This window comes from Skermanella mucosa (genome assembly GCF_016765655.2).
GTDB classification, from domain to species: domain Bacteria; phylum Pseudomonadota; class Alphaproteobacteria; order Azospirillales; family Azospirillaceae; genus Skermanella; species Skermanella mucosa.
This window is the reverse complement of the sequence record NZ_CP086107.1, coordinates 458,678-478,098: the sequence shown is the minus strand read 5'-3', so window position 1 is coordinate 478,098 and position 19,421 is coordinate 458,678. Positions and strand designations below refer to the sequence as shown.

11 protein-coding genes and 1 pseudogene are annotated in these 19,421 nt (G+C 64.2%); all 12 read left to right on the top strand.

Annotated features, from left to right (window positions below; genetic code table 11):
• Window positions 1–6: 6 nt before the first annotated feature.
• The 12 genes and pseudogenes from aceE to JL100_RS32055 all read left to right on the top strand — a co-directional run bounded on the left by aceE (window position 7) and on the right by JL100_RS32055 (window position 19,292).
• Complete coding sequence (aceE, locus tag JL100_RS32110; RefSeq protein WP_202685149.1) at window positions 7–2,670, top strand: pyruvate dehydrogenase (acetyl-transferring), homodimeric type; 2,664 nt, start codon at window positions 7–9, stop codon at window positions 2,668–2,670.
• Between the two features lie 76 nt (window positions 2,671–2,746).
• Window positions 2,747–4,075: a dihydrolipoyllysine-residue acetyltransferase gene (gene aceF / locus JL100_RS32105; RefSeq protein ID WP_202685150.1), complete on the top strand. Its 1,329-nt coding sequence runs from the start codon at window positions 2,747–2,749 to the stop codon at window positions 4,073–4,075.
• 47 nt (window positions 4,076–4,122) lie between these two features.
• Complete coding sequence (gene lpdA, locus JL100_RS32100) at window positions 4,123–6,198, top strand: dihydrolipoyl dehydrogenase (protein ID WP_202685151.1); 2,076 nt, start codon at window positions 4,123–4,125, stop codon at window positions 6,196–6,198.
• 71 nt (window positions 6,199–6,269) lie between these two features.
• A complete protein-coding gene (locus tag JL100_RS32095) occupies window positions 6,270–8,570 on the top strand; it encodes an NADP-dependent malic enzyme (RefSeq protein ID WP_202685152.1) in 2,301 nt (766 codons plus the stop codon).
• Between the two features lie 13 nt (window positions 8,571–8,583).
• Window positions 8,584–9,984: a dicarboxylate/amino acid:cation symporter gene (locus JL100_RS32090; protein ID WP_202685153.1), complete on the top strand. Its 1,401-nt coding sequence runs from the start codon at window positions 8,584–8,586 to the stop codon at window positions 9,982–9,984.
• 231 nt (window positions 9,985–10,215) lie between these two features.
• Window positions 10,216–11,523: an NAD(P)/FAD-dependent oxidoreductase gene (locus tag JL100_RS32085; protein ID WP_202685166.1), complete on the top strand. Its 1,308-nt coding sequence runs from the start codon at window positions 10,216–10,218 to the stop codon at window positions 11,521–11,523.
• A 94-nt stretch (window positions 11,524–11,617) separates the two neighbouring features.
• Window positions 11,618–12,793: an acetyl-CoA C-acetyltransferase gene (locus JL100_RS32080; RefSeq protein WP_202685154.1), complete on the top strand. Its 1,176-nt coding sequence runs from the start codon at window positions 11,618–11,620 to the stop codon at window positions 12,791–12,793.
• Between the two features lie 34 nt (window positions 12,794–12,827).
• The gene (phbB, locus tag JL100_RS32075) at window positions 12,828–13,550 is read left to right on the top strand and encodes an acetoacetyl-CoA reductase (protein WP_202685155.1); all 723 of its coding nucleotides are present in this window, start codon (window positions 12,828–12,830) and stop codon (window positions 13,548–13,550) included.
• 106 nt (window positions 13,551–13,656) lie between these two features.
• A pseudogene (locus tag JL100_RS32070) lies at window positions 13,657–15,062 on the top strand (cytochrome ubiquinol oxidase subunit I).
• 6 nt (window positions 15,063–15,068) lie between these two features.
• Entirely contained in the window at window positions 15,069–16,076 is a 1,008-nt protein-coding gene (gene cydB / locus JL100_RS32065; protein WP_202685156.1) for a cytochrome d ubiquinol oxidase subunit II, read from the top strand.
• A gap of 73 nt (window positions 16,077–16,149) precedes the next feature.
• Window positions 16,150–18,132: a PHA/PHB synthase family protein gene (locus JL100_RS32060; protein ID WP_202685157.1), complete on the top strand. Its 1,983-nt coding sequence runs from the start codon at window positions 16,150–16,152 to the stop codon at window positions 18,130–18,132.
• A gap of 185 nt (window positions 18,133–18,317) precedes the next feature.
• Window positions 18,318–19,292, top strand: a complete 975-nt coding sequence (locus tag JL100_RS32055) for a TAXI family TRAP transporter solute-binding subunit (RefSeq protein ID WP_202685158.1) — start codon at window positions 18,318–18,320, stop codon at window positions 19,290–19,292.
• Window positions 19,293–19,421: the final 129 nt, after the last annotated feature.

Sequence of the window (19,421 nt, the reverse complement as noted above, 5' to 3'; positions counted from 1 at the left end):
AAATCAATGAACAAGATCAGCGACAATGATCCGTTGGAAACCCAGGAGTGGCGCGAAGCTCTTGCTTCCGTGCTGGAGTTCGAGGGTCCGGACCGGGCTCACTTCCTCCTGGACGAGTTGTTCACCGAGGCGCGCCGCAAGGGCACGCCGGTGCCGTATTCCGGCACCACACCCTATCTCAACACCATAGCGCCTGACCGCGAGCCCCGCCATCCGGGCAACCGCGCGATCGAGCACAAGATCCGCTCGCTGATCCGCTGGAACGCGCTGGCCATCGTGCTGCGCGCCAACAAGGAGTCCTCGGAGTTGGGCGGCCACATCGCCAGCTTCCAATCGGCAGCTACACTGTACGACACTGGCTTTCAGCATTTCTGGCACGCACCGACCGAGAAGCACGGCGGCGATCTGGTCTTCATCCAGGGCCACTCGTCACCCGGTATCTACGCCCGCGCCTTCCTGGAGGGCCGGCTGACCGAGGAGCAGCTTCTCGACTTCCGCCAGGAGGTCGATGGTCAGGGGCTGTCCTCCTACCCGCACCCCTGGCTGATGCCGGATTTCTGGCAGTTCCCCACAGTGTCGATGGGCCTGGGCCCGCTGATGGCCATATACCAGGCCCGCTTCCTGAAATATCTCCACCATCGCGGTCTGGCTGACACAGCGCCTCGCAAAGTCTGGGCCTTCATGGGCGACGGCGAGATGGACGAGCCGGAAAGCCTGGGTGCGATCTCGCTGGCCGGGCGCGAGAAGCTGGACAACCTGGTCTTCGTGATCAACTGCAACCTCCAGCGCCTGGATGGCCCGGTGCGCGGCAACGGCAAGATCGTCCAGGAACTGGAAGGTGACTTCCGCGGCGCCGGCTGGAACGTCATCAAAGTCCTGTGGGGCAGCTCGTGGGACCCGCTGATCGCGGCCGACACCGACGGCCGGCTGCTCCGGCGCATGGAGGAATGCGTCGATGGCGAGTTCCAGGATTTCAAGTCCAAGAACGGCGCTTATGTGCGCGAACACTTCTTCGGCAAGGACCCCGAGCTGAAGGCTCGTGTCGCCGGCATGTCGGACGAGCAGATCTGGAGCCTGACGCGCGGCGGCCACGATCCCAGCAAAGTCTACGCAGCTTATTCCGCGGCAGTCGCCCACAAGGGCCAACCGACCGTGATCCTGGCCAAGACCGTCAAGGGTTACGGCATGGGCGAGGCCGGCGAGGGCCAGAACATCACCCACCAGCAGAAGAAGATGGGCGAGGCCGTGCTCAAGGAGTTCCGCGACCGCTTCAGCTTGCCGGTCACCGACGAGCAGATCAAGGAGGTGCCGTTCCTCCGCCTAGCCGAGGACAGCCCGGAGATGACCTACCTGCGCGAGCGCCGGGCGGCACTCGGCGGCAGCCTGCCGGCGCGCCGGGTCAGGTCGCAATCGCTGGAGATCCCGCCGCTCTCGACCTTCGAGGCCCAGCTGAAGGCAACCGACGGGCGCGAGATTTCCACTACGATGGCGTTCGTGCGCATCCTCAACACGCTGCTACGAGACAAGCAGATCGGCAAGCGGATCGTCCCGATTGTCCCGGACGAGAGCCGGACGTTCGGCATGGAAGGCATGTTCCGGCAGTTCGGCATCTTCTCTCAGACCGGCCAGCTCTACCAGCCGGAAGACGCCAAGCAGCTGATGTACTACCGCGAGGACAAGAACGGTCAGCTCCTCCAGGAGGGCATCAACGAACCTGGCGCCATGTCGTCGTGGATCGCGGCGGCGACCTCCTACAGCACCAACAACACGCCGATGATCCCGTTCTACATCTACTACTCGATGTTTGGGTTCCAGCGGGTCGGCGACCTTGCCTGGGCGGCCGGCGACATGCGGGCGCGCGGCTTCCTAATCGGCGGCACTGCCGGGCGTACCACGCTGAACGGGGAAGGTTTGCAGCACGAGGACGGCCACAGCCACATCTTCTCCTCGGTAATTCCCAACTGCGTCTCGTACGACCCGACCTTCTCGTACGAGGTCGCCGTCATCGTTCAGGACGGTCTGCGCCGGATGTATGCCGAGCAGGAGGACGTCTACTACTACATCACGGTCATGAACGAGAACTACGAGCACCCGGCCATGCCCGACGGTGTCGAGGCCGATATCCTCAAGGGCATGTACCTGTTCCGCCAGGGCCAGGGAGCCAAGAGTGAGGCCAGGCGGGTTCAGCTGCTGGGCAGCGGCACGATCCTGCGGGAGGTGATTGCTGCGGCCGACCTGCTGGCGAATGATTGGGGCGTCGCGTCCGATATCTGGAGCGTGCCCAGCTTCACCGAACTGCGGCGCGATGCGATCGATGTCGAGCGCTGGAACCTGCTGCACCCGACCGAAGTGCCGCGCCGGAGCCATGTCGAGACGTGCCTGACCGATCGGCTTGGCCCGGTGGTGGCTGCTACCGACTATATCCGCCTGTTCGCCGACCAGATCTGCACCTGGGTGCCTGGCCGCTACCGGGTGCTTGGGACCGACGGTTACGGCCGGTCCGACTACCGCAAGAAGCTGCGGCATTTCTTCGAGGTGGACCGGCACTGGGTGACCGTTGCTGCACTCAAGTCGCTGGCCGAGGAAGGAGCTGTCGAGGCCTCCGTCGTGGCCGACGCCATCAACAGGTACGGCCTCGATCCGTCGAAGCCCAATCCGATGACCGTCTGAACCGGCCGGTACGCCAAGCAATGAATAGGCATGCGGCGGCACGACCCGCCGTATGCAACGAGGGAGGAGAAAACAGATGACTGCCATGACCGAAACTCGTGTCGGCGTCACGACACAGGTGACCGTGCCCGACATCGGAGACTTCAAGGACGTTCCGATCATCGAGATTCTGGTCAAGGAAGGCGACGCGATCAACGCCGAAGACCCCTTGCTGACGCTGGAGTCGGACAAGGCGACCATGGAAGTGCCTGCACCATCTTCCGGCACCGTGGAGAAGATCCTGGTCAAGGTCGGCGACAAGGTCAGCGAGGGCACGCCGATCCTGATGTTCAAGGGCGGCGACGGTGCCATGACCCAACCGCCGTCGCTGGTCAATCAGCAGGAGCCGCCGCCGCAGTCGAAGCCCGTCGCGGTGCCGAACACGAACCCCGCTCCATCCCAGGCAACGGCCTCCGCCGATCGGGGAGCGGGAGCCACGACGGGAACTGCAGACTTCGGCAACGTCCATGCGAGCCCCAGCGTGCGCCGGGTGGCGCGCGAGCTGGGCGTCGATCTGACCAGGCTGAAGGGCAGCGGTGAGAAAGGACGCATCACCAAGGACGACGTGCTGAACTTCCTCAAAGGACCGGCGGCCGCGCCGGCAGCAGCACCGGGATCCTCGGGAGGAGCCGGTATTCCGGAAATCCCGGCGGTGGACTTCTCCAAGTTCGGGCCGATCGAGACCAGGCCGCTGCCGCGCATCAAGAAGCTGTCCGGTCCGCACCTGCACCGGGCCTGGCTGAACGTGCCGCACGTCACGCACAACGACGAGTCCGACATCACGGAGATCGACGCCTACCGGAAGGAGCTGGACTCGTCCGCGAAGGAGAAGGGTTACCGGGTGACGCTGCTGGCCTTCCTGATGAAGGCGGCCGTCTCGGCGCTGCGGGAGTTTCCCGAGTTCAACAGCTCGCTGTCGCCGGAGAAGGACAGCCTGATCGTCAAGAAATACTACCACATCGGTATCGCCGCCGACACTCCGGAAGGGCTGGTGGTTCCCGTGATCCGGGACGTGGACCGCAAGGGTATCCATGAACTGAGCCAGGAGCTGGGCTCGGCCTCCAAACGGGCGCGCGACGGCAAGCTGAGTGCCGCCGACATGCAGGGGGCGTGCTTCACGATTTCGAGCCTGGGCGGCATCGGCGGCACCGGCTTCACGCCGATCGTCAACGCGCCGGAGGTGGCGATCCTGGGGGTGGTGCGGTCCAAGATGGCTCCCGTGTGGAACGGCAAGGAGTTCGTGCCCCGGCTGATGCTCCCGGTGTCGCTGTCCTACGACCACCGGGTCATCGACGGAGCACTCGCCGCCCGGTTCTCCCGGCATCTCTGCCACGTGCTGGAGGATGTCCGCCGGCTGGTCCTGTGACCGCTTAGCCGACGGCCGTCCCGAACACATGACTGGAGAGCTGCCCCATGAGCACGATGGAAATCCGCATCCCTGATATCGGCGACTTTAAGGAGGTGCCGATCATCGAGGTCCACGTGAAGACCGGCGACAAGGTGGCGGTGGAAGACCCGCTGCTGACGCTGGAGTCCGACAAAGCGACGCTGGAGGTGCCGTGCCCGCAGGCCGGCACCGTCGGCGAGGTCAAGGTCAAGACCGGCGACCGCGTCTCGGAGGGCGACCTGATCCTCATGCTCGAAGCCGAGGGTGGGGCTGCCATTCCGCCCAAGGAACGCCTGAGGGAAGACGCTGCCCCCTCGGCCGGCTATGCGCAGGCCGGTTACGGCTCGCCGGCGGGAACCTACGACACGATCGAGGTCAAGGTTCCCGATATCGGTGACTTCAAGGACGTGCCGGTCATCGAGATCCTGGTCAGGGAAGGTGACGAGATCGGCGCCGAAGACCCCCTGATGACGCTGGAATCCGACAAAGCCACGATGGAGATCCCGGCGCCCGCGGCGGGCACCGTCGGCGCGATCAGGATCAAGGTGGGCGACCGGGTGTCCCAGGGCGACACCATCATGACGCTCCGGACCCAGGCAGCCGCCAAGGGCAACGGTGCTGCGATAACCATGGCGCCGCCAGCTCCAGCCAGTGCTCCGGCGGGCAAACCGGCCAGCGCCGTGGCGAGTGACATCCATGCCGAGGTGTTGGTGCTGGGGGCCGGCCCCGGCGGTTACACCGCCGCCTTCCGGGCGGCTGATCTCGGCAAGCAGGTCGTGCTGATCGAACGTTGGCCGACGCTGGGCGGTGTCTGCCTGAATGTCGGCTGCATCCCGTCGAAAGCCCTGCTGCACGCGGCCAAGGTGATCGACGAGACCCAGGACATGTCCGGCCACGGCATCCGCTTCACCGATCCCACCATCGACATCGATGCGCTCCGCGGCTGGAAGGACGGTGTCGTCAAGAAGCTGACCGGCGGCCTGTCCGGCCTGGCCAAGCAGCGCAAGGTGACGGTTGTTTCCGGGTTCGGCCGGTTCATCTCGCTCAACCAGGTCGAGGTGGAGGGGCAGGATGGGTCAAGGAAAGTTGTGACCTTCGACCAGGCGATCATCGCCGCGGGGTCGGAGCCGGTGACGCTGCCGTTCATCCCGCACCAGGACCCGCGGGTGATCGACAGCACCGGGGCGCTGGAACTGGACGGGATCCCGAAGCGGCTGCTGGTGCTGGGCGGCGGCATCATCGGGCTGGAGATGGCGACGGTCTATCACGCGCTGGGATCCAAGGTGACCATAGTCGAGTTGATGGACCAGATCATCCCCGGCGCCGACAAGGACATCGTGACGCCGCTGATGAAGCGGATCCAGAAGAAGTACGAGAACATCCACCTGAAGACCAAGGTGACCAAGGTCGAGGCGACGGCGGATGGTCTGATAGCATATTTCGAAGGCGGCAAGGCGCCAGCGACCGACATTTTCGATCGCATCCTGGTTGCTGTGGGCCGGCGACCGAACGGGCGCACGATCGGGGCGGAGAATGCCGGGGTTGCCGTGGACGAGCGCGGCTACATCCCGGTGGACAAGCAGATGCGGACCAACGTGGCCCATATCTTCGCGATCGGCGACGTCGTCGGTCAGCCGATGCTGGCGCACAAGGCGGTCCATGAGGGCAGGGTGGCAGCCGAGGCCGCGTCGGGCAAGAACAGCTTCTTCGACGCCAAGGTGATCCCGTCGGTCGCCTATACCGATCCGGAAGTCGCCTGGGTGGGACCGACCGAGAACGAGCTGAAGGCCAAGGGCGTAAAGTACGGCAAGGGGGTCTTCCCGTGGGCCGCGAGCGGCCGGTCGCTGTCACTGGGGCGCGACGAGGGGATCACCAAGATCCTGTTCGACGAGGCGACCGACCGCATCCTCGGCTGCGGCATCGTCGGTCCCAGCGCCGGCGACCTGATCGCGGAAGCCGCACTCGCGATCGAGATGGGAGCCGATGCCGAGGACATCGGCCTGACCATCCACCCGCACCCGACACTCTCCGAAACCATCGCCATGTCAGCCGAAGCCTTCGAGGGCACCATCACCGACCTCTACATGCCCAAGCGAAAGTGAAGACTTGAGCAAGCGAAACATTTGACAAGAACAGGGGCCAAAAGAACCCCTCCGAAAGGGAGACCAAAAGAATGGACGAACATCTGGTCCAAAGCGCCCTGAACTATCACCGTTTTCCCAATCCAGGTAAGATCTCGATCACTCCGACCAAGAGCATGGTCAACCAGCGCGATCTGGCGCTGGCCTATTCTCCGGGCGTCGCGATCCCCTGCATGTCGATCAACAAGGACCCGCTGGAGGCGCTGAACCTGACCTCGCGCGGCAACCTGGTGGCGGTGATCAGCAACGGGACCGCGGTGCTGGGCCTGGGCAACATCGGCGCGCTCGCCAGCAAGCCGGTCATGGAAGGCAAGGGTTGCCTGTTCAAGAAGTTCGCCGGGATCGACGTGTTCGACATCGAGATCGACGAGACAGATCCCGAGAAGCTGGTCGAGATCATCGCCAGCCTGGAGCCGACCTTCGGCGGCATCAACCTGGAAGACATCAAGTCGCCGGAATGCTTCTACATCGAGACCAAGCTGCGCGAACGCATGAAAATCCCGGTCTTCCACGATGACCAGCACGGCACCGCCATCGTCACGGCGGCGGCCGTCATCAACGGCCTGAAGGTCGTCGGGAAAAAGATCGAGGACGTCAAGCTGGTCTGCTCCGGTGCCGGTGCCGCGGCACTCGCCTGCCTCGACCTGCTGATCAATCTGGGACTCCGCAAGGAGAGCGTCTTCGTCACCGATAGCAAGGGTGTGGTCTACGAAGGACGCACCGAGTACATGGACGACAACAAGGCGCGTTACGGGCAGCCGACCCAGGCCAGAACGCTGGCCGACATCATGCCTGACGCCGACATCTTCCTAGGCTTGTCGGCTGGCGGCGTGCTGAAGCCCGAGATGGTCAAGGGCATGGCAGACAAGCCGCTGATCCTGGCGATGGCGAACCCGGAACCGGAGATCCGTCCCGAACTGGCAAGGGAGGTCAGGCCGGACTGCGTGATCGCCACCGGGCGGTCGGACTATCCCAACCAGGTCAACAACGTCCTGTGCTTCCCCTTCATCTTCCGGGGGGCGTTGGATGTCGGCGCCAGCACCATCAACGAGGAAATGAAGATGGCGGCCACGCTGGCGATCGCCGCCATCGCGGAAGCCGAGCCGTCCGACGTGGTGACCTCGGCCTACGGCACTCAGGAGCCGTTCGGCCCGGAATACCTGATCCCGCGTCCGTTCGACCCGCGGCTGATCACGACGGTGGCTCCGGCGGTGGCGGAAGCGGCCATGAAGACCGGCGTCGCCACCCGGCCGATCACCGACATGAAGGCCTACCGCGACCAGCTCGGCGGCTTCGTCTACCGCTCCGGCACGGTCATGCAGCCAGTGTTCGCCGCCGCGGCGGAGCTCAGAAAGCGCGTCTGCTACGCGGAAGGCGAGGACGATCGGGTGCTGCGGGCGGCCCAGGTGGTAGTCGATGAGAACCTGGCGCGCCCGATCCTGGTCGGCAGAACCCACGTAATCGAGCAGAAAATGCGTGAGCTGGGCCTGCATATTCAAGCGGGCAAGGACTACGACGTCGCCGACTTCGACGATGACGCCATGATCAATGAGGCGGCGGAACTTTACTATCAGCTTCGCCGCCGCCGTGGTCTCACCAGCAACTTCGCGGTCGCGGAGATGCGGCGGAACTCGACGCTGATCGGGGCGGCGCTGGTGCGACAGGGCAAGGCCGATGGACTGCTGTGCGGCACCTCCGGCCCCTATGCCACACACCTGGGATATGTCGCCGATGTTATCGGCCTGCAGGAGGGCACCCGAAACTTCGCCGCCATGAACCTGCTGATGCTGCCGGGGCATACTCTGTTCATCTGCGACACCTCGATCAATCCTGATCCGACGGCCGAGCAGATCGCCGAGTTCACGCTGCTGGCGGCGAAGGAGGTCCAACGATTCGGCCTGACGCCACGCGCCGCCCTGCTGTCGCACTCCAACTTCGGCAGCGCCGACACGCCCTCGGCGATCAAGATGCGCCAGGCCCTGGGACTGATCCAGGGAATGGCTCCGGACCTGGAGGTGGATGGCGAGATGCACGCCGATGCGGCTCTTGCCAAACACACGCTGGACCGGATCATGCCGGACAGCACCCTCACCTGCGAGGCCAACCTGCTGATCATGCCCAACTTGGATGCCGCCAACATCACCTTCAACGCCCTGAAGGCGGTGGCCGGGCAGGGCGTCACGGTCGGGCCGATCCTGCTGGGCGCGGCCCAGCCGGTTCACATCCTGACCCCGACCAGCACCGTCCGCCGCATCGTCAACATGACCGCCCTGACAGCCGTGGATGCGGCTGTGGAACTGGGCGAAGTGCCTATGGCCAAAGCCGCCGAGTAGGGGAGAGAACGCTATGGAAGTCACCGGAGGCGCGGCCTCGGCCGCAACGGCGCCACACAAGAAGATCTACCATCATCTTTACTTCCAGGTCCTGTGCGCCATCGTTCTCGGCGTGCTGGTCGGATACTTCTATCCCCAGTTCGGCGAGAGCCTGAAGTGGCTGGGCGACCTGTTCATCAAGCTGATCAAGATGCTGATCGCCCCGATCATCTTCTGCACCGTGGTGCACGGCATCGCCAGCATGGAGGACATGAAGAAGGTCGGCCGGGTCGGCGTCAAGGCGCTGATCTACTTCGAGGTCATGACCACCCTGGCCCTGATCGTCGGGCTGATCGTCGTCAACCTGTGGCAGCCCGGCGTCGGCATGAACGTCGATGTGAGCGCGCTCGACACCAAGGCGATCGCGGCCTATACCTCGAAAGCGGCCGAGCAGGGCACCATCGAGTACATCATGCACATCGTGCCGAGCACGGTGGTCGGCGCCTTCGCCGAGGGTGAGATCCTTCAGGTGCTGTTCTTTGCATTGCTGTTCGGTTTCGCCCTGTTCGCGCTGGGTGAGCGCGGCAAGCCATTGCTGGGCATCATCGACCAGTCGGCCCACGTCTTCTTCAAGATCGTCGGCATCGTGATGAAGGTGGCCCCGATCGGTGCCTTCGGCGCCATGGCCTTCACCATCGGCAAGTACGGCGTGGGCAGCCTGGTCTCGCTCGGCTCAATGATGATTGCCTTCTACGCCACCTGCCTGATCTTCGTCTTCCTGGTGCTGGGCGGGGTCGCCCGTCTGGCCGGCTTCAGCATCCTGAAGTTCATCAAGTACATCAAGGAGGAGCTGCTGATCGTCCTCGGCACATCCTCCTCTGAATCAGTCCTGCCGCGCATGATCGCCAAGATGGAGCTGCTTGGGGCGGACAAGTCCGTGGTGGGGCTGGTGATCCCGACCGGCTACTCGTTCAACCTGGATGGCACCTGCATCTACCTGACGATGGCCGCGATCTTCCTGGCCCAGGCGACCAACACGGACCTGACGATGGCGCAGCAGCTGGGCATCATCGGCGTGCTGCTGCTGACCTCCAAGGGGGCGGCCGGCGTCACCGGCAGCGGCTTCATCGTGCTGGCGGCAACGCTGGCCTCGGTCGGCACCATTCCGGTCGCCAGCATCGCGCTGATCCTGGGCATCGACCGCTTCATGTCGGAAGCGAGAGCCCTGACCAACCTGATCGGCAACGGTGTCGCCACCATCGTGGTCGCGAAATGGGAGGGAGCGCTCGACACCGAGCGCATGCACCGGCACCTCAACAACGAGACCGATGCCGAGGCCGACAGCCCAGAGAGCGTCCTGGTCGAAGAGGAGGAAAGCGTCGGGATCGGCACAGGGAGAGGAACGGCAGGGGCTCCTTCGCCGGTACGGGCCTGATCCCCCGGTTCCAGCACCACCGGATATGGATGCAGGCATCCGGTGGTGCGGGAGCGGGGCAGGGTAGCGCATGACGAAAACAGCGGGGAGTGCCGGGCCATGGCAGACAAGGCAGCGGCTGATGACACGACAATTACGTCACGGCAGACATCCGGCCTGACGGAAACCCTTGAGCGAGCTGGTGCGCCGGAGGCGACGGAGCCCCGCTCCGGCGTCAAGCCCCGGAATGATATGCTGCACCACATCGTGGTCGTCGGCGGGGGCGCCGCCGGCCTGGAACTGGCGACCGGGCTGGGAGACAAGCTGGGCAAGCGCAATCGGGCTAGCATCACGCTGATCGAGCGTTCGCGCACCCACCTCTGGAAGCCGCTGCTGCACGAGGTGGCGGCCGGCAGCATGAATGTGGACAATCACGCGCTTGACTATCTGGCTCAGGCACACTGGCATCATTTCCGCTACCGCTACGGCGAGATGATCGGACTGGACCGGAGCAAGCGCGAGGTCTGCCTGGCCCCCACTTACGACGACGAGGGCAACGAGATCACCCCGGCGCGGTCGTTCCGGTACGACACGCTGGTGATGGCGGTGGGCAGCACCAGCAACGACTTCGGAACGCCGGGTGTTAAGGAGTTCGCGATCCCGCTGGATACGCTGCGCCAGGCGGAACGCTTCAACAAGCGTCTGGTCAACGCCTGCATCCGGGCCCACGCTCAACCCGAGCCGGTGCGGTCGGGGCAGCTCCACGTCGCGATCATTGGAGCCGGCGCCACCGGCACCGAACTGGCGGCGCAACTGCATCGCACGACCCGCCAGATCGCCGCCTTTGGCCTCGACCGGATCGACCCCGAGAAGGACTTCCGCATCACCCTGATCGAGGGTGCCGAGCGGATCCTGCCGGCGCTGCCTGAGCGCATTTCGAAAGCCACTGCCAAGTTGCTGACCGATCTCGGCGTCGATCTGCGAACCGGAGCAAAGGTCACCGAGGTGCGCCGGGATGGCGTCTCCCTGGCTGATGGCGGCTTCATTCCCGCCGAGCTGGTGGTGTGGGCGGCGGGTGTGAAGGGCCCCGAGTTTCTCCGTGAGCTGGACGGGCTCGAGGTCACCCGTAACAACCAGCTGATCGTGACACCGACACTCCAGACCACCCGCGACCCCGACATCTTCGCCATGGGGGACTGCGCGTCGTGTCCGCGCGAGGGGCATAAGGCGCCGGTTCCGCCCCGCGCCCAGGCAGCTCATCAGCAGGCGTCGCACCTGCTGAAGCAGCTGCGCCGCCGGCTGGAAGGCAAGCCGCTACAACCCTTCGTCTACCGAGACTTCGGATCCCTGGTGTCGCTGGGCGAGTACTCGACGGTGGGCAACCTGATGGGCAAGCTGGTCGGCGGCAACATGATGATCGAAGGGTACTTCGCCCGCATCATGTACATGTCGCTCTACAAGATGCACCTCATGGCCCTTCACGGATCCGCAAGGGTCGCGCTGGAAACGCTCTCCCGAAGCCTTACGCATCGCACGGAACCGAGCGTGAAGTTGCACTGACAGGCCCATCGACAAGCCCGTCTCGATCTCACGGGAAAACTGAGAACCTAAGCCTGGATCAGGCAAGTTCATAATTTTGAAGCGGAGGAAACGCATGACTGAAGTTGTTATAGCCTCAGCCGCCCGCACCCCGACCGGCGCATTCAACGGCTCGCTGGGCACGGTGCCAGCCCACTATCTGGGCGAGGTGGCAATCCGGGAAGCGTTGAGGCGCGCCGGCGTCGAGCCGGATGAGGTCTCGGAGGTCGTGCTGGGGCAGGTGCTGACGGCGGGAACCGGGCAAAATCCCGCCCGCCAGGCGGCCGTCAACGCCGGCATTCCGGTCGAAAAGACCGCCTACAGCATCAACCAGCTGTGCGGGTCCGGCCTGCGCACGGTGGCGCTCGGCTTCCAGGCGATCCGGACGGGCGACGCCGAGATCGTCGTCGCCGGCGGCCAGGAAAGCATGAGTCAGGCGCCCCACTGCATGCATCTGCGGGGCGGCACTAAGATGGGCGACACCCAGCTGATCGATACCATGATCCGCGACGGGTTGTGGGATGCCTTCAACGGCTATCACATGGGCACCACCGCCGAGAACGTGGCCCAGAAATGGCAGATCACCCGTGATCAGCAAGACGAGTTCGCAACGGCATCGCAGAACAAGGCAGAAGCCGCCATCAAGGCCGGCAGGTTCAAGGACGAAATCGTTCCGCTTACCATCAAGACCCGCAAGGGTGATACCGTCGTCGATACCGACGAGTTTCCCAAGCCCGGCGTCACCGTGGAAGCGTTGGCCAAACTCCGGCCGGCTTTTTCCAAGGAAGGAACGGTGACCGCGGGCAACGCGTCGGGCATCAACGACGGAGCTTCGGCCCTGGTGCTGATGGGGGCGGACGCCGCCGCGAAACGCGGCATCACGCCGCTGGCGCGCATCGTGTCCTGGGCGACCGCCGGCGTCGATCCCGCGGTGATGGGTTCCGGACCGATCCCGGCCAGCCGCCTGGCACTCAAGAAAGCCGGCTGGTCGGTAGACGATCTGGACCTGATCGAGGCGAACGAGGCGTTCGCCGCCCAGGCCTGCGCGGTCAACAAGGACATGGGTTGGGATCCGGCGAAGGTGAACGTTAACGGCGGCGCCATAGCACTCGGGCATCCGATTGGCGCCTCGGGAGCCCGCGTCCTGATCACCCTGCTGCACGAGATGCAGAAGCGCGACGCCAAGAAGGGGCTCGCCACCCTGTGCATCGGCGGCGGCATGGGCATCGCTCTTACCGTCGCCCGTGACTGAACGTGAAGAAACAATCCGCATAAGGGAGAGGACAATGCCAAGAGTCGCAGTTGTTACCGGCGGTACGCGCGGCATCGGAGAGGCCATCTCGGTCGGCTTGAAGGACGCCGGATACACTGTCGCCGCGATCTACGCCGGCAACGACGAAAAGGCCCGTGAGTTCTCCGAGCGTACCGGCATCGCGGTCTTCAAGTGGGACGTCAGCAGCTATGATGCCTGCAAGGAAGGCCTCGCGAAGGTCGCGTCGGAACTGGGTCCCGTGGACATCGTCGTCAACAACGCCGGCATCACCCGCGACGGCGTTCTTCACCGCATGAGCTATGAGCAGTGGAACGACGTCATTCAGACGAACCTGACCTCCTGCTTCAACATGTGCCGGAACGTGATCGACGGCATGCGCGAGCGCGGCTTCGGCCGCATCGTCAACATCGGCTCGATCAACGGCCAGGCCGGCCAGTACGGCCAGGTCAACTACGCGGCGGCCAAGTCGGGCATCCACGGATTCACCAAGGCGCTGGCCCAGGAGGGTGCGGCCAAGGGGATCACCGTCAACGCAATCGCACCCGGCTACATCGACACCGACATGGTGCGCGCCGTTCCCCCGAACGTGCTGGAGAAGATCGTCGCCAAGGTGCCGGTCGGCCGGCTCGGCAAGGCGTCGGAGATCGCCCGCGGCACCCTGTTCCTGGTGGCCGACGAGGGCGGCTTCGTCACCGGCGCCACCCTGTCGATCAACGGCGGCCAGCACATGTACTGAGCGCCGTCCGGTACAAGCATAAGTCCGGGTCCCCCTGGCCGGGGACCCGGTTCTAAAGAAATGTCGGCCACAATAATATGCATAATATTGGAGGGGACCGCCGGCGATGGAGTATGATCCACTCTTCCTATCCCGTATCCAGTTCGCGTTCATTGTCTCCTTCCACATTCTTTTTCCGGCCTTCACGATCGGCCTCGCCAACTGGATCGTCGTTCTGGAAGGCTTGTACCTTGCGACCGGGCGGGAGGCCTACTTCAAGCTTTCCGGGTTCTGGACCAAGATCTTCGCCATCTCCTTCGGCATGGGCGTCGTTTCCGGGATCGTCATGTCCTACCAGTTCGGCACCAACTGGAGCCGCTGGTCGGACATCATCGGCTATGTCCTGGGACCGCTGATCCAGTACGAGGTCGTCACCGCCTTCTTCCTCGAGGCGGCTTTTCTCGGCATCCTGCTGTTCGGGCGCGACCGCGTTCCGCGCGGCATGCATTTCTTTGCCGCCTCCATGGTGGCGCTCGGCACGCTGATCTCGTCCTTCTGGATCCTTTCCGCCAACAGCTGGATGCACACGCCGGCCGGCTTCGAGATCCGCGACGGGCGGTTCTTCCCGACGGACTGGGCGGCCATCATCTTCAACCCGTCGTTCCCCTTCCGCCTGATGCACATGGTCACCGCGTCGTTCCTGACGACCTCCTTCGTGGTCGCCGGCATCAGCGCGTGGTACCTGCTCAAAGGGCGTTTCCCCGAGCACTCGAAAATTTCCTTCTCCATGGCGATCGGGCTGATCTCGGCCCTGGCGCCGCTCCAGATCCTGCTCGGCGACCTGCACGGCCTCAACACATTGCACCACCAGCCGACCAAGGTGGCCGCGATGGAGGGGCACTGGAAAGGAGGGCCGCGCGCACCCCTGATCCTGTTCGGCCTGCCAGACATGGAAGCCGAGGAGAACCACTACGAGATCGCCATCCCCTACCTTTCCAGCCTGATCCTGACCCACGAGCTGGAGGGCAAGGTCCCCGGCCTGAAGGATGTCCCGCCGGCCGACCGGCCCTATGTGCCAATCGTGTTCTGGACCTTCCGCCTGATGGTGGGTCTGGGATTCGTCATGCTGGGTGTCGGCCTCTACAGCCTGTGGCTCCGCCGCAAGCGCCGGCTCGATGAGGACCGCGGGTTCCTCGCGGTCTGCATGGCGCTGACGCCGGTCGGGTTCGTCGCCTTGCTGGCCGGCTGGTTCACCACCGAGGTCGGACGTCAGCCCTTCACGGTCTACGGTCTGCTGCGCACCGCCGACAGCGTCACTCCGGCGCTGACCGGGGGGCTGCCATGACCTCGCTGGTGACCTTCATCGTGGTCTACGCGATGATCTTCACCGCGGGCACCTACTACATCTTCCGGCTGCTCAAGCTCGGCCCCGTCCATTCGCCGCACGAGGACGCCTTCCAGGCCAGGAGCGAGGCCGGCCGCCCCAAGCGGCCGCTCTCGCTGCCCGACGAACGTATCGAACCGGCGGAGTGACCGACCATGGTCGAAACCCAACTGACTCTGATCTGGACCGGCATCGTCGGCTTCGCGGTGTTCATGTACGTGCTGAGGGACGGCTTCGATCTCGGGCTTGGCATTCTGTTCCCCTTCGCGCCCAGCGACCGGGATCGCGACATCATGATGAACTCGGTGGCGCCGATCTGGGACTTCAACGAGACCTGGCTGGTGCTGGGTGGGGCCGGGCTGTTCGCGGCATTTCCGCTGGCCTACGCGATCGTGCTGCCGGCGCTTTACCTGCCGCTGCTGGCGATGCTGATCGCGCTGATCTTCCGCGGTGTCGCCTTCGAGTTCCGCTTCAAGGCCAACAAGAGCCGCTTCCTGTGGAACATCGCCTTCAACGTCGGTTCCCTGGTCGCGACCTTCGTCCAGGGCGCCGCCCTCGGTGCCTTCATCCAGGGCTTTCAGGTCGAGGGCCGGGACTTCGCCGGCGGCATGTTCGATTGGCTGACGCCGTTCGCGGTGGTGTGCGGGATAGCGCTGGTTGCCGGCTATGCCCTGCTGGGCTGCACCTGGCTGATCTGGCGCTCGGAAGGGTCGCTGCAGAACTGGGCCTACCATCTCGCCAAGACCCTGCTGATCGTCGTGCTCGGTTTCATCCTGCTGGTCAGCATCTGGACGCCGCTGAACCATGAAGGAATCGCCGCCCGCTGGTTTTCCTGGCCCAACATCGTGTTCCTGTCGCCCGTTCCGCTGATCACGGCCGGCATTACCTACATGCTCTGGCGTTCAGTGACCGAGCGGCTGGAGGTACAGCCCTTCGTCTGGTCCATGGCGCTGTTCCTGGTGTCCTTTGTCGGGCTGGCCGTCAGCGTCTGGCCCTATGTGGTGCCGCCGCACATCACGATCTGGGACGCCTCCTCGCCGCCGGAGAGTCAGGTCTTCCTGCTGATCGGCATGATGTTCCTGATCCCGACCATCCTGGCCTACACCGCGTTCAGCTACTGGGTCTTCCGGGGCAAGGTGACCGGAGAGACCGGCTACCATTGACCATAACCAACGCCAAAACATTGCCGGCCCTGTCCGGGGGTCGGCCAACGATACCAGGGATAGAGGAAACGCCATGGTTACCGAACATACCGAGGAACGCCGTTCCCAGACACTACAGGGCGACATCGCCGGCGCCGCCTCCGGGGCAGCCACCACCGACATGCCGATGCGGCCCGATGTGGCGCTCGGCCTCTGGATGTCGTGGATGGAGACCAACTTCGGCAAGGCCCAGGACTGGACCGGAAGTGCCAAGCTCTGGTGGCAGATGACGCCGGACGATCTGGCCGGCAACATGCTGGCCGCCGGCAGCCGGCAGCTCAACGAGATCCTGGCGCGTGACCCGCTGCTGCGCTCGATCGACCAGATGTGGAATGCCAACCCGATGCGCGATGTCGTGCCGGTGGATTGGGCGGAGATCGCCCGGGCGCTCCGCACCATCTGGGTTAAGTCGCTGGCCCGCCCCGGCACCAGCGTGCGCTCTGCGACCGAACTCAACGCCAGGCTCTGGCAGACGGCGATCACCAACTGGAACCAGGCCGGCCAGCGATGGTGGGGATTGGCCGAGGCGGAGCCGGCCGACGCGAAGAAGGGCGGCGACAAGCGCTTCGCTGCCCCGGAATGGCACGAGAACCCGGTCTACCGGACCCTCAAGGAGATGTACCTGCTGGCCTCGGACTGGCTGATCGAGCATGGCCGGTCCGTCGAGGCCGGCAGCGATGCAGAGCGGCAGCGCCTCAACTTCCATCTCCAGCAGTTCGTCGCCGCCATGAGCCCGACCCTGCTGCTGCTGTCCAACCCCGCGGCACTGCGCAAGGCCATGGAAACCGGCGGGTCCAGCCTCGCCACCGGGGCGCAGAACCTGTTGAGCGACCTGAAGGAGGGCCGTCTCTCCATGGTCGACACATCGGCGTTCGCGCCGGGTCGCAACATGGCCATGACGCCGGGCAAGGTGGTCTACCGCAACCGCCTGATCGAGCTGATCCAGTATGAGCCGACCACTAAGACGGTACACGCGGTGCCGATCATGATCATGCCGCCCTGGATCAACAAGTACTACATCCTCGACCTCCAGCCGAAGAACAGCATGGTCCGTCATCTGGTCGAGCAGGGCTTCACGGTCTTCGTCGTCTCGTGGAAGAACCCGGACGCCTCGATGGACGAGATCGCGTTCGAGGACTACATGGACCTCGGGCCGCTGGCGGCATCCGACGTGGCGCGCGACATCACCGGCAGCCCGACCGTCAACGCCATGGGCTACTGCATCGGCGGGACGCTGCTGATCACCACGCTCGCCTGGCTGGCGACACAGGGCGACAAGCGGTTCAACTCGGCCACGTTCATGGTCTCGATGCAGGACTTCTCGAAGGTTGGCGACACCGCGATCTTCCTGGGGGAGGACAAGATCGACTTCATCGAGCAGCAGATGATGGAGCGGGGTTATCTCGACAGCCGCGAGATGTCCAATATGTTCAACCTGCTGCGCTCCAACGACCTGATCTGGTCCAACGTCGTCAACAACTACCTGATGGGCGAGAAGCCGCCGGCCTTCGACCTGCTGTACTGGAACAGCGACGGCACCCGCATGTGCCGCGCCGCCCACAGCTGGTACCTGCGCAACACCTACGTCGAGAACAACCTGATCGAGCCCGGCAAGGTGACCCTCAAGGGTCAGCCGATCGACCTCGGTCTTGTTGATCTCGAAACCTACGCGGTGGGCGCCGAGAAAGACCACATCGTCCCCTGGGACGCCGCCTGGCGCATCACCCAACTCGTCAAGGGCAACGTCCGCTTCGTGCTGGCATCCAGCGGCCACATCGCCGGCATCATCAATCCGCCGGGCGGCAAGGGCACCTACTGGATCACCGCGTCCGGCAAGCCGGCCGCCACTGCGGAGGAATGGCGCGAGAGTGCTGCGGCACACCAGGGAAGCTGGTGGACCGACTGGTTCGCCTGGCTGGCCAAGCGCTCCGGCAGGAAGGCAAAGCCGCCATCGCTGGGCAGCGGGCAGTATCCCGTCCTCCAGGATGCCCCGGGCAGCTACGTCCTGGAGAAGTGATAGCTGAGCGACGTCAGATCAGCGAACTAACACAAGAGCCTGGCTTACAAGAATCGTGGCTTAGAGCCCGTTTGATAAATGTCTAAAGACGCATCATGTTGTAGGTCCTGAGGCATGAAACTGCAACATGATGTAGGTTTTCCGAATTATCAAACGGGCTCTTACAGAATCCGGGAGGGATCGTCATGAAAGCGCGCGTCTTCGGAATATTGACGGTATGTGTTGGTCTACTTGTGGGATCGATGTCGGCGCACTCCGCCGAACCTCATTGGCCGAATACTTTGGTCATCGGAACGGCGTCTCCTGGAGGCACCTACTACGATTACGGCAATGGATTAGCACAGATCCTGACGCGCACCCTCGGCATCAGGGTCTCGACGCGGCCGACGGAAGGGCCGAATGAAAACATCAGGCTTCTGGAGAATGGCGAGATCCAGATCGGGTTCATCACGACCGGAAGCGGGTTGCAGGCCTGGAACGGCAGCGGGGACTGGACGCAGGGCCGGAAGTTCCAGTCCATGCGCGTGCTGTTCCCAATGTATGACACGCCGATCCATTTCCTGGCGCTCGAGGAGTCCGGCATCCGGACGGTTAAGGATCTGGCCGGCAAGCGGGTCGGTGTCGGCCCGCAGGGCGGGACTTCAGGCACGTACATCCCGAAGTTCCTGGAAACCCTGAACATCCAGGCGACGCTGAGCCACGGTGACTGGTCCAGTCTCGCTGAACAGCTGGAGCGGAAGGAGATCGACGCCCTGGCCGTCGCCAGCGGCGTGCCGTTTCCCGCCTTCGCCCAGATCGAGGCCAAGAGCAAGGTGACATATGTCACGCTGACCGACGAACAGATCACGTCCCTTGACCTGGCGATGCCGGAACTTGAACCATCGATCATCCGGCCCGGTTCATACCCGTCGCTGATGACCGGTTACCGGACTGTCGGCCTGTATAATCTCGCGGTGGCGCACGCGAGCCTGCCCAACGATCTGGTCTACGCCATCATCAAGGCGGTATTCGGCTTTCATGAGGAGATGATGGCGACCCATCCCGCGGCCGCATCGACGATCCCGGCGAACCTCACGCGAAACACCTTCCTGCCGTTCCATCCCGGTGCTGTTCGTTACTATCAGGAGATTGGTGTATCCGGGGTTGCGATCTCGGACTGAGACCCTGGACGGGAAGCTCCCTTGGCCATTTTCCTCGGACCGGGGACCCTACGACTTGGATGGTACCAGCCATGAGGCCAGACCAAACGTCGGCCCGCCGTGCGAGAGCGGGTGACACAATCTGTTCGG

What these genes read in the sequence shown, in the direction of transcription:
- aceE (WP_202685149.1), top strand. Translation starts at nt 7, where the DNA reads ATGAACAAGATCAGCGACAATGATCCGTTGGAAACCCAGGAGTGGCGC.
- aceF (WP_202685150.1), top strand. Translation starts at nt 2,747, where the DNA reads ATGACTGCCATGACCGAAACTCGTGTCGGCGTCACGACACAGGTGACC.
- lpdA (WP_202685151.1), top strand. Translation starts at nt 4,123, where the DNA reads ATGAGCACGATGGAAATCCGCATCCCTGATATCGGCGACTTTAAGGAG.
- JL100_RS32095 (WP_202685152.1), top strand. Translation starts at nt 6,270, where the DNA reads ATGGACGAACATCTGGTCCAAAGCGCCCTGAACTATCACCGTTTTCCC.
- JL100_RS32090 (WP_202685153.1), top strand. Translation starts at nt 8,584, where the DNA reads ATGGAAGTCACCGGAGGCGCGGCCTCGGCCGCAACGGCGCCACACAAG.
- JL100_RS32085 (WP_202685166.1), top strand. Translation starts at nt 10,216, where the DNA reads ATGCTGCACCACATCGTGGTCGTCGGCGGGGGCGCCGCCGGCCTGGAA.
- JL100_RS32080 (WP_202685154.1), top strand. Translation starts at nt 11,618, where the DNA reads ATGACTGAAGTTGTTATAGCCTCAGCCGCCCGCACCCCGACCGGCGCA.
- phbB (WP_202685155.1), top strand. Translation starts at nt 12,828, where the DNA reads ATGCCAAGAGTCGCAGTTGTTACCGGCGGTACGCGCGGCATCGGAGAG.
- cydB (WP_202685156.1), top strand. Translation starts at nt 15,069, where the DNA reads ATGGTCGAAACCCAACTGACTCTGATCTGGACCGGCATCGTCGGCTTC.
- JL100_RS32060 (WP_202685157.1), top strand. Translation starts at nt 16,150, where the DNA reads ATGGTTACCGAACATACCGAGGAACGCCGTTCCCAGACACTACAGGGC.
- JL100_RS32055 (WP_202685158.1), top strand. Translation starts at nt 18,318, where the DNA reads ATGAAAGCGCGCGTCTTCGGAATATTGACGGTATGTGTTGGTCTACTT.